The sequence below is a fragment of the uncultured Campylobacter sp. genome (genome assembly GCF_938031315.1).
Taxonomy (GTDB): Bacteria; Campylobacterota; Campylobacteria; order Campylobacterales; family Campylobacteraceae; genus Campylobacter_B.
Map to the genome: position 1 here is coordinate 1 of NZ_CALHHT010000195.1, position 2,644 is coordinate 2,644.

Consider the following 2,644-nt stretch of genomic DNA (forward strand, 5'->3'; position numbering starts at 1 on the left):
ATTTGTGGATAATTTCCGCCTTTGTAATCTTGGATTTTTTAAGCAGCGATCTGTCTAAGAAAACGCCGATCTCATCCACTATTTTTTGCGTGTTCATTGCTACTTCGTTATAAATTTTTTGCCGATTTGCCTTGTGATCTGAAAATAATCGCCGAATTTTTCCTCTACTTGTTCGAAATTTTATCGGCACTGATACCACTTTGAGCCGGAATTTTACCTTGCTCGTTTCTTTGTTTGAGCTGTCCGCACGCCGCACTGATATCTAGCCCCTTGCTCTGGCGGATCGTGCAAGTAATGCCGTGCGCGCATAGATAGTCCTGAAATTTTATCATATTTTCAGGGCTTGGTCTGCCAAAGCTTGAGTCTTCGTGCGGATTAAAATAGATCAGATTTACTTTTGCGCGGATGCCATGTAGAAGCTTCACTAGCGTTTTGGCATCGCTTGGGCGGTCATTTATCCCATCGATCATTAGGTATTCAAACATCACCCGCTTTCGCAGATCGATTGGGAACTCGCGCACCGCCTGCATGATCGATGCGATATTGTAGGCGCGATTTATCGGCATTAGTTTTTCACGCAGTTCGTCATCCACTGCATGCAGCGAGATTGCAAGCAGCACGCCAAGATCCATTTCGCCAAGCTTTTTTATCTGCGTAGAAAGACCGCTCGTACTTATTGTTTGGCGACGCGGCGCTATTGCGAGTCCGTCGTTTTCTTTTAAAATTTGCACAGCTTTGGCAACGTTGTCTAGGTTATTAAGCGGTTCGCCCATCCCCATATATACGACATTGACGCGGCGCTCGTACGGGATCGCGTTCATTTTTTTGATGAGCCAAATTTGAGCCACGATTTCGCCTGGAGTTAAATTTCGTACGAAGCCACCTTTTGCTGTCAAGCAGAAGCTACAGCCGATTTTGCAACCCACTTGCGAACTTACGCAGATTGAGTAGCGCGCGTGTCTTATAATTTTTTCGTTTTCATCTCGCAGCTCATCCTTCATCGGCAGCAGGACACTTTCGATCGTCTTGCCGTCTTTGAGAGCGAAAAGGTATTTGATACTGCCATCGCTACTTGTTTCGGATCTGATACATTTAAGCGGGTCTAAATAAAAATTTTGAGCTAAACCTTGACGGATCTCTTTTGGTAGATTTAGCATTTGTGTGAAGTCATCCACATTCTTTTTGTAAATCCATTCGTAAATTTGCTTAGCTCTAAATTTCGGTTTGATGAAATTTTCAAGCTCTTTCATCGTAAAATCAAAGATATTTTTCAAATTAATGCCTTAGTTTTTAGATATTTAGTTAAATTTTCTTTTGCGGCGGCGTGATTTTTTAAAAAATCCGTGTGAGCATTTGAATCACAAAAATTCGTTGCACAAAAAATTCCGTAAGCGGGAATTTGAAATTTTTGTGCTACCTTGAGAACCGCAAAAAATTCCATATTTTCTAAAAAATAACCTCGCTCAAAGAATTTTAACGCGGATTTTTTATCGGTCGTGATAAAATTTGAGCTATTAATTATTGTTTCATATGAAACATTGGTAGAATTCCTAGCTATAATTTCATAGCTAATCGGAGAGTATGAAAGCTCATAAAGCGCCGATATCTCGCAGTTTACAGCCGATCTGCTTTCATAAATTTTTAGAATTTTACCTTCTTTATATAGCCCTGCAGAACCCACGAAAATGATTTCACTCGGCAAGCTTTGCCTATTTTCGCATAAAAATTTAGTCAAATTTATACTCATATCCACTAGCCCTATACCCATAGGCAGGGCAAAATCAAAAATTTCATTTCGTCCGGCAGAGATTATCATTTACTCATTCACGCTTTCGTTATTTTTCACTAATCATAGCAAAATGACGATAAATTTAAAGCTAAATTTTGAAATTTTTTCGTCGTAAAGTATCGGGTGAAATTAAAATCGATTTAAGCAAATATCTATGAGAGCTGTGCCATTACCTTTCATAACGATAGTAATGCAGGTGGCGGGTAGAAGATGGAAAGTAATTAAAAAAGCTTATGATTTAGCTAAAACGAATAAATTTTATCTAAGCAAAATAATACTTGTCAAAAAACTTGCAAGATAACGAAGGGCTGAAATAAAATTAATTGTTTGATCGCTTTGGCGGCTAAGTTTCAACCCCACGGTATAAACCTGATTAAATTTACAGTCTCACTTCAATATTTTGTTCTCGCAAATACGCTTTTAGTGCCTTGATTTCGATTTCTCTGAAGTGAAAAATCGATGCCGCCAGGCATGCGTCCGCGCCCGCTAAAAATGCGTCTTTGAAGTGCTCCATTTTACCCGCACCGCCGCTTGCGATCACAGGGATATCAAGCGCGTTAAAAATCCGCGTCAAATTTAGCTCAAAGCCGTTTTTAACGCCGTCGCAGTCCATTGACGTGAGTAAAATTTCGCCCGCACCGCGCTCCTGCGCCTCTTTCGCCCAGGCAAACGCGTCCCTACCGGTGTCCAGCCTACCGCCGTTTATAAAAACGCTATAGCCGCAAGGCTCGCCGTTTTTAGTTAAAATTTCATCCTGCGAGCCGCGTGAGATCCCTCCAAAATTCTGTGCCTCATTGCGTAAATTCGCGTCCGAATTTCGTGCGCCGTCGTGCAAACTCTCGCTCAAATTCCTCG

3 protein-coding genes are annotated in these 2,644 nt (G+C 41.1%); all 3 read right to left on the reverse strand.

Features of this window, described 5'->3' with window-relative positions; genetic code table 11:
• Positions 1 to 164: 164 nt before the first annotated feature.
• Positions 165 to 1,274 carry a 23S rRNA (adenine(2503)-C(2))-methyltransferase RlmN gene (gene rlmN, locus Q0236_RS05050; RefSeq protein ID WP_297915720.1) on the reverse strand — a complete coding sequence of 370 codons (1,110 nt, stop codon included), beginning with the start codon at positions 1,272 to 1,274 and terminating at the stop codon, positions 165 to 167.
• A complete protein-coding gene (locus Q0236_RS05055; protein WP_297915722.1) occupies positions 1,271 to 1,816 on the reverse strand; it encodes a purine-nucleoside phosphorylase in 546 nt (181 codons plus the stop codon). The genes rlmN and Q0236_RS05055 overlap by 4 nt, the downstream gene beginning before the upstream one ends.
• Before the next feature lie 352 nt (positions 1,817 to 2,168).
• Positions 2,169 to 2,644: HisA/HisF-related TIM barrel protein (locus tag Q0236_RS05060; RefSeq protein ID WP_297915724.1), on the reverse strand; the 476-nt coding region annotated here is incomplete at its 5' end.

Coding starts and splice junctions, on each gene's coding strand:
- Q0236_RS05055 (WP_297915722.1), bottom strand. CDS start 1,816: ATGATAATCTCTGCCGGACGAAATGAAATTTTTGATTTTGCCCTGCCT.